Below are 8152 nucleotides of genomic sequence, written 5' to 3' on the forward strand. Positions count from 1 at the left end.
CGCAAGCGCCGCAAGGACCTTGGTTTCGATTATGGAAAGTTCGATTTCGTCCAGATCGATGGGCAAACCATTCTCCTGGATGCCAACCGCACCCCTTCATTCAACATCCGCACCCCGACGCCGGCCCAAGCTGCCATGCTGGAACATCTGGCCGCGGGGGTTTTTGCGTACCTGCCCTCCCGTGACAGGTTTACCCCCGTGCAGGACAACGCCGGCCGCGAGGACAGGTCGTGAAGCCGAGACTCTTCCCTGTCCGGTCCCTGGACGCCATCTACGGGGAAAAGCTGGCCTTCTGCCCGCGTCCGACGCCAGGTTTTTGCCACTGGTTGCCGCAGGATCCACTAACCCTGGAGATGCTGACCGGCGGGATGTTGACCGTATCCGGAAGCATGCCCGTAGTGTGCGCCGCAAGCGTTGCCACCCCCGCAGGCCTGCAACTGTTGCGGGATGCCGGTTTTCCCGAGCCGCGCACACTGCTTTACAAAAACAATGCAGAGCATGAGCGTCTGTGCGCCATATTACTGGATAGAGGTTTTAGACTGGCTTTGCAGCACGCCCCCTGCCCGGCGGAAAAGAATTCTGAAAAATACTGGATCGATCCGGATGTGCTTCGTCTGCTCAACAACAAGGGGCGTCTTTCGGATTTTGTCGATCCACCGTATTTGCCCGAGCGCCGCGTCATGGCCCCGGCGCAGCTGTGTCGTTCGCCGTTTATCCGCAACCTGCCGGTGGTCATAAAAGTCGCAACCTGCGAAACCACGGGAGGCGGTCGGGACATCAGGATCTGCCGTACCCCGAAGGAAGTTCGTCAAGCCTGGAATGATTTCAGGCATTGCTCCCAGATTGTTGTAGAGGCATTTTTGTCCATTTGCCGTAATCTTTGCCTGAACTACGCCATTGCTGAAAAAGGTGAAATCACTTATCTCGGCAGCAGCGAACAGATTGTCGATCAGAGGGGAATTTATTACGGCAACTGGCTTGAAACCACGGATCCTGCCCCCGCTGCCGCGATCGACGCCGGAAAGCGCATTGCCAAAAAAGGCCGCGACATGGGCTACCACGGCTGCGTCGGCATGGATATGGCCATCCTGAAGGATGGTGGAATACGTATTTACGATCTTAATTTCCGCCTCAACGGATCGACGCCCGCTCTTTTACTGGCGTCCGAAATCCGCAGGAATTTCTGCTACCCAATGATGCGCCTGGCAGGAATCCGATGCGGTAAAGGTTTCACGGCCATGATCGAGGCCATTTACAGAGCGATGCACAAAAGAATGTTCGTCCCCCTGGTTACCTGTGACCCCCGATATACCGGAATGCCTGAGGCACCGGCCCGCGCCAGCGGACTGATTCTGGCCCGGAACCGCGCACAGGCTCAGGAATACTGCGCACAGTTGCAGGCCATGGGGCTCGAAGTAATGTCTCCCGGCAATTCGTCAAGCCTGCAAACATACTGATGGATGGCAGAAGCTGCCCGGGCATTCCTTGAGAAAAGCCCGCACATGCGGGCTTTTCTCAAGAATTGGGCAAAGAAATATCCGTTCAGATCATCTGCCGGTACTTTATCAGAGTCTGGCAGCTTCGGTGGGCAGCCAGGTAACGGGCATCCTCTCCATAGTTGGTGGGATAAACCAGCGGCACCGGCTGGTGATTGAGTTCTTCATCGACGTTTACAAAGGTAAACAGACAGGAGTTGGATAACGCCTTGGTAGTACGATCACGGCTGATGCGCTCGATATTGGCCTCCACGCAGATCAGGCTGCCGCTGGTATAGACCACCCGGGCGGTATAATGGAGCTTGTCCCCCATGCGCACCGGATGGAAGAAGTTGATGCGATTGACCGCCGCGGGAATGGGACGGTCGGGCGCCACCTGCTCGGAACAGATCGACGCCAGCTCATAGGCTCGGCGAATCAGGTACCCCCCGAAAATCTTTTTGGGTACATTTTCCTGCTCGGGATACATGCGCTCCCAGGCATCCGCGGTAAGCCGACTGGCCAGCAGTCCGGAAAACCCCGGCTCGTCCTGCGCCGAATGCAGACAGGTCAGCATTTCGAATTCCTCACGGCTGGGCGGTTCACGCAGCAAAGCCTGTTGCTGTTTGTACTCCTCGCGCCTTTTAAGTGCCTTGGCGGCGCGTTGCTTTTCGATTTCCTCGACATACTCCAGGCCCGGCAGCGCCACGCTGACCGCATCTTCTCCCACCCCGGAGCGCGCCACCATAGTAAAATAACAGGAGGCGATATGCCGCACCGGCCCGCCTGGCTGCTCGACCCGGATGCCGATTTCCAACGAGGAGCGGCCCACATGATTGATGCGGGCCTTGAAGTGCATGTCCCGTGACATATCCGTGACGTGACGAACCACGATGTTGTCAATGGCTGCCGTAACGACACGAGCTGTGGGAAAAAACCGGTTGACGTAATTTAAAGCCGCTTCTTCCGCCACCTTGTCGAGAACCTCAAGCAACAAGCCAAAACGCATGTTGGCCTCGATAGGCTCGTCGAGAACCATAAAGCGCCGTCGCAACGCCTCATCGCTGGAAAGGGACAGAACTTTGGTAAAGGACGTATCTACCGGTCTCATCATGGTTGTCTCCTGGTTTCGAATTTCATCGACAGTTCAACGTATACGCCACATCATAGCGAAAACACACGGCCGATCCAGTCTTTTTTGCATAGCGGGCAATCCGGACCTTCTGCTACGGTCGTTTCTGAGTGTCCCGAGGCAAAAACCGGGTCAGATCGATGCCGAAATACTTCAGGCACATGATCAGCAGACCGGCGGCAACCGCTTCATCGAGGTTGCCGATAAAGGGCAGATTGTCCGGTAATACCTCAAAAATCCCGGCGCCGGGATTCAACAGATAAACCGCTGCGATAATTCCCGTCAAAAACACCAATGCATTTTTCATGGATCCCCCTTTTTTCTACTCAGCATAAACCATCCTGCGCGTCATGCCGCCATCGACAACAAAATTTTGTCCGGTAATAAACCCGGCTGCGGGTGACACAAGAAACGCCACGATTTCCGCGATATCCGCTGGGCGGCCCACGCGGCCCACGGGATGTTGCGCATGATCTTCAGGGCGCAGGATCGGCCCCCCGGGCGTGCCTTGCGTTTGGGAATCCGCTGCGGCAATCCATCCGGGGCTGACGCAGTTGACGCGGACATCCGGGCCAAGGCTCACGGCCAGGGCATGGGTCAGGGCAACCAGACCGCCTTTGCTGGCGGCATACGCTTCACCATGGGGCTCCGACTGCAGAGCGCGGGTCGAAGCGATATTGACGATGGCGCCGCGACTGCGGCGCAACAGCCCGGCAGCGTGCTTACAGCAGAGAAAGGCCCCGGTAAGGTTGCTCGTGAGAATGTGATTCCATGCCTCAAGCGCCAGGGATTCCAGCGGGGTACCGTGAGCCGGCCCGTGCCCGGCATTGTTGATCAGGGCATCGAGCCTGCCGAATTTTTCGCGGAGTTGATCCATGGCGGCCGCAACGCCTGCCTCATCACCTACGTCCATGCAAAAAACCGCCAGCCTGCCATCACGGGCGTATTGTCCGGTCAGCGCCTCGCAGGCTTTTACATCCCGGTCCGCAACGGCCACCCGCATGCCCATCGCCAACAGCTTGTCGACGATGGCCCTGCCGATCCCCCGGGCGCCGCCAGTGACCAGAGCCACACCCTCTTCACAAAACCCTTGCATGCCCATCCTCCTGGTATGTTTTTTTCAGCAATTTAATGTTATCTTCACGATACAGCGCTATGATCCGGTCAGCATGACAATTGTATCGACAATGTCACCATCAGGCTACCGCTTTACCAGGCATCCCGGTCAAGAGAGAAAAACATGGCATCTGACTTACTGAAAAACACAACCTTTAAACCCTTTGAACACCTCTTGAAACAGGTTCGCCAGGCGCAGGATCTTGCCTTTGAAGACAACGCCACTTCCGGCCATCTTCGGAAAATCGCCCTGTCAACCACCGACAAGGAGGGCCTTTTGTCGGTAATTGCGGGTTTGTTGACGGCCCATGGGGCCGATATCCACAGCGCCGACATCACCACCTTGCGCTTTTCTCCGGAGCCGACAGACCCGGCGTCTTGTCCCAAAGCCATCATTCTCGACGTCTTTATTCTGAGCCTGCCGGAAAACCAGGTCATGGGAAAATTGCGTGAGGACCTGGAAAATCTCAATCGGGAAATGGCCCAAAACGGCATCGAGGCCATTCGCGACAGTCTCATCGACAAAGTCGCCAGTGCCATCGCGTCGCGGGCGCCTTCCAACGAGCAGTTGCTCCCGGTGGATATCGCCATAGACAACGACCTTTCGGATGCGGACACGATCATCAACATCATATCCCGGGACATCCCCGGCTTTCTGTTTGCCTTTGCCAATGCCCTGGCTCTGCTGGAAATCAATATCGAACAGGCAACCATCCGAACCGAAAATGGCGAAGTCAGGGATACCTTCTGGATCCGCGATCTGCATAACCGCAAAATTGTCGATGTGGAAAAGCTCCAGGAATTGCGCTTTGCCTGCGCCCTGATCAAACAGTTCGCCTATCTTCTGCCCCACTGCCCCCACCCCGGGCAGGCCATCCGCCAGTTCCGCGACCTTGCTTCGCGACTGCTCGAAGACCCGGGCAGAGCTGCAGACTTTACCAGCATTCAATCCGCGCAAACCATGCAGACTCTGGCCAGCCTCATGGGTGTGAGCCGGTTTTTGTGGGAAGATTTTCTGCGCATGCAGCATGAAAACCTGTTTCCGCTGATACGCACCCGTACCGAATTGGAAAAAACCCTCGACAGGCAGCAATGGACAGCCATGCTGCGAGAGCAACTGCAGCCCGGTCACAGCCACCAGGAAAGGGTCCGGATTCTGAATGATTTCAAGGACCGGGAGATGTTCCGCATCGACCTGCGGCATATCACTCACATTATCGGCGACGTGACCTTCGCCCGCGAACTGACGGCGCTGACCGATGTGGTGGTCACCCAGACCGCGGCCCTTTGCCATGCCGATATCCGAAGCCGCTTCGGACGCCCCATGGTGGACGGGAAGCCCTGCGACTGGGGCATTTTCGCCGCGGGCAAATACGGCGGCAGCGAAATGGGTTTCGCCTCCGATCTGGAGTTGCTGTTCGTCTACCGGGGGCAGGGTTTTACCAACGGGGAACGTCGGGTTGACAACAGCCGTTACTTTGAAGAGTTCGTGCGCGCCTTTCTCAAGGCCCTGAAATCCCGCAAGGAAGGTATTTTCGAAATCGATCTGAGACTGCGGCCTTTCGGCAGCAAGGGCACCCTGGCCTGCTCCCTGGCCGCTTTCCGCGACTACTACACTCCGGACGGCCCCGCCGAACAGTTCGAGCGGCTGGCCATGGTCAAGCTGCGCCCGATCACCGGAGAATATCCCTTGCCGGACGAAGTGATGCAGGCCCGGAACGCCTTTGTCTACTCGGGACGCTCCATCGACTACGCCAACATACGGCACCTGCGCGAAAGGCAGATCGCGGAACTGGTGGGCAGCGGCAAAGTCAATCTCAAGCTCAGCGCCGGCGGACTGGTGGATATCGAATACTATCTGCAGGCCCGGCTGATCGAGTGCGGAGCGGAGCACCTGGAAGTACGGGTACCCAATGCCATGCAGGGCCTGAAACGTCTGGAAGCCAGGGGCATCCTCGCATCCGACCGCGCCAGGGACATACGGCGCGCCTACAGCTGTTTCCGGCGCACCATCGATGCTCTGCGGGCGGTGCGCGGCAACGCCAGGGATCTCACCGTGCCGGAGATCGGTTCGCCCGATTATCTTTACCTGTCACGCAGGCTCGGTTTCGAAAGCCCCGAACAGCTCGAGGCCGAGATTGAATGGAGCCGGCAGCTGAGCCGCTCACTGTGGGCCGACGTGTCCTGACACGCCGGGGCTTCGGCCAGCGGGCACGCAGGACGATTTTTATATTGAAATTTTCCGGGATCTCGACCTATCCTCTGTTATGATTGTGGCCATGATCCGGACCAAACAGTTCAATTCACTTATCCCTGCAATGGAGAATCGTCATGAAAAAATTAGCTGTTCTGCTTGTGCTGGTTCTGGCGCTGAGCGCCTGCAACACCCTCTCCGGCGTCGGCAAGGACATCGAAAAAGCCGGCGAAGCCATCCAGAAAAGCGCCGACTGAGTCATGCCGGCCGTTATCCGGATTTTGCAGTCCCTGCAACGAAAACTTCAGAACATTGTCTTCCGAATACCTTGCCAGTGCGGTGTCCAGGCTTGATGGGCGCCGCTTTCAGGCAGCCACTATTCCACCGCGACTGATTCCGCATCCCTAATATCATTACATCAGGAGTCCCTTTTATGAGCGACGACGGCCGCAAGGTCATCTATTCGATGATCCGGGTCAGCAAGCATCACAACAAGAAACCGGTTCTCAAGGACATCTCCCTGTCCTACTTCTATGGCGCCAAGATCGGCGTGCTGGGCCTGAACGGCTCCGGCAAGAGCTCACTGCTGCGCATCCTGGCCGGGTCCGACAAGGACTTCAACGGCCAGACCATCCTGTCACCCGGCTACACGGTCGGCTATCTGGAACAGGAACCACAACTCGAGGCCGGCAAAACCGTGCGTCAGATCGTCGAGGAAGGCGTACAGGAAACCGTCGATTTGGTCAATGAATTCAATGACATCAATATGAAATTCGCGGAACCGATGTCGGACGACGAGATGAACGATCTGATCGCCCGTCAGGGCGAAGTACAGGAAAAGCTCGACCATCTCGACGCCTGGGATCTGGACAGCCGTCTGGAGCAGGCCATGGACGCGCTGCGCTGCCCCCCCGGCGACACGCTGGTCGACGTGCTGTCCGGCGGCGAACGACGGCGGGTTGCCCTGTGCCGCCTGCTGCTGAAAAAGCCGGACATCCTGCTGCTCGACGAACCGACCAACCACCTCGACGCCGAAACCGTAGCCTGGCTCGAGCAGCATCTGCAGCGTTACGCCGGCACCGTCATCGCCGTCACCCACGACCGCTATTTCCTGGACAACGTGGCCGGCTGGATCCTGGAACTCGACCGCGGCCACGGCATTCCCTGGAAAGGCAACTATTCCTCATGGCTGGAGCAGAAGCAGGAGCGCCTGCGCCAGGAGGAAAAGCAGGAAAGCGCCCGGCAGAAAACCCTGCAGCGGGAGCTGGAGTGGATCCGCATGTCGCCCAAGGGCCGCCACGCCAAGGGTCAGGCCCGCATCAACTCCTACGAACAGCTGCTCAGCCAGCAGACCCAGGATAAAGATCGCGATCTGGAGCTGTTCATTCCGCCCGGCCCGCGCCTCGGCGATGTCGTTATCGAAGCCGACAAGGTCAGCAAAGCTTATGGCGACCGTCTGCTGATCGACGGCATGAGCTTCCACCTGCCGCCGGGCGGCATCGTCGGCATCATCGGCCCCAACGGCGCGGGCAAGACCACCCTGTTCCGCATGATTACCGGGCAGGAACAACCCGACGACGGAACCATCCGTGTCGGCGATACCGTCAAGCTCGCCTATGTCGACCAGAGCCGCGAGGCCCTCGCCCCGGACAAAACGATATGGGAAGAGATCAGCGGCGGCCAGGAAATAATCGAACTCGGCAATCGCACCATGAACAGCCGCGCCTACGTGTCGCGTTTCAATTTCAATGGCGACCAGCAGCAGAAGAAGGTCGGTGTCCTGTCCGGCGGCGAGCGCAATCGCGTCCATCTGGCCAAAATGCTGCGCAGCGAATCCAACGTACTGCTTCTCGACGAACCGACCAACGACCTGGATGTCAACACCATGCGCGCGCTTGAGGAAGCCCTGGAGAACTACGCAGGTTGCGCCGTGGTCATCAGCCACGACCGCTGGTTCCTCGACCGTATCGCTACCCACATTCTGGCTTTCGAAGGCGACAGCCAGACGGTCTGGTTCGAGGGCAACTGGTCAGAATACGAAGAGGACCGCCGCAAGCGCCTCGGCGCCGCGGCCGACCAGCCCCATCGCATCAAGTATCGCCACCTGACCCGCGCATAAACACAACGGGGCAGCGGTGCTCACCGCTGCCCCGTTGCGTAAGGTCATCCTTAGGTTGCCAGTCACTGAACACCGGTTTCTGTCTTGACCGATTTCAAGGATACCGATTGAGAAAA

The 8152-nt window shown here is 58.1% G+C and carries 7 protein-coding genes and 1 pseudogene; 5 read left to right on the top strand and 3 right to left on the bottom strand.

What is annotated here, in order from left to right; genetic code table 11:
- Together AB7E65_RS10640 and AB7E65_RS10645 are read left to right on the top strand one after the other, a co-directional pair.
- Positions 1-234, top strand: a pseudogene (locus AB7E65_RS10640) (hypothetical protein); the annotation flags it as partial.
- Positions 231-1457 (top strand): hypothetical protein, encoded by a 1227-nt coding sequence (locus tag AB7E65_RS10645; protein WP_320361493.1) that lies wholly within the window; start codon positions 231-233, stop codon positions 1455-1457. The pseudogene AB7E65_RS10640 and the gene AB7E65_RS10645, both read left to right, overlap by 4 nt.
- 85 nt (positions 1458-1542) lie before the next feature.
- Here AB7E65_RS10645 and AB7E65_RS10650 read toward each other — a convergent pair whose 3' ends face one another.
- From AB7E65_RS10650 to AB7E65_RS10660, 3 genes are all read right to left on the bottom strand, one after another.
- A complete protein-coding gene (locus AB7E65_RS10650; RefSeq protein WP_072287428.1) occupies positions 1543-2589 on the bottom strand; it encodes a hotdog domain-containing protein in 1047 nt (348 codons plus the stop codon).
- A gap of 112 nt (positions 2590-2701) precedes the next feature.
- Positions 2702-2914 carry a DUF1232 domain-containing protein gene (locus tag AB7E65_RS10655; protein ID WP_320361495.1) on the bottom strand — a complete coding sequence of 71 codons (213 nt, stop codon included), beginning with the start codon at positions 2912-2914 and terminating at the stop codon, positions 2702-2704.
- A 15-nt stretch (positions 2915-2929) separates the two neighbouring features.
- Positions 2930-3703, bottom strand: a complete 774-nt coding sequence (locus AB7E65_RS10660; protein WP_235605413.1) for an SDR family oxidoreductase — start codon at positions 3701-3703, stop codon at positions 2930-2932.
- A gap of 144 nt (positions 3704-3847) precedes the next feature.
- On the opposite strand from AB7E65_RS10660, the gene AB7E65_RS10665 reads away from it, so the two are divergent.
- From AB7E65_RS10665 to ettA, 3 genes are all read left to right on the top strand, one after another.
- Positions 3848-5911: a hypothetical protein gene (locus tag AB7E65_RS10665; RefSeq protein WP_428745866.1), complete on the top strand. Its 2064-nt coding sequence runs from the start codon at positions 3848-3850 to the stop codon at positions 5909-5911.
- 143 nt (positions 5912-6054) lie between these two features.
- Complete coding sequence (locus AB7E65_RS10670) at positions 6055-6174, top strand: entericidin A/B family lipoprotein (RefSeq protein ID WP_072287424.1); 120 nt, start codon at positions 6055-6057, stop codon at positions 6172-6174.
- Positions 6175-6350: 176 nt separating this feature from the next.
- Complete coding sequence (gene ettA / locus AB7E65_RS10675; protein ID WP_072287423.1) at positions 6351-8036, top strand: energy-dependent translational throttle protein EttA; 1686 nt, start codon at positions 6351-6353, stop codon at positions 8034-8036.
- Positions 8037-8152 lie beyond the last annotated feature (116 nt).

The organism is Syntrophotalea sp. (assembly GCF_050253115.1).
GTDB classification, from domain to species: domain Bacteria; phylum Desulfobacterota; class Desulfuromonadia; order Desulfuromonadales; family Syntrophotaleaceae; genus Syntrophotalea; species Syntrophotalea acetylenica.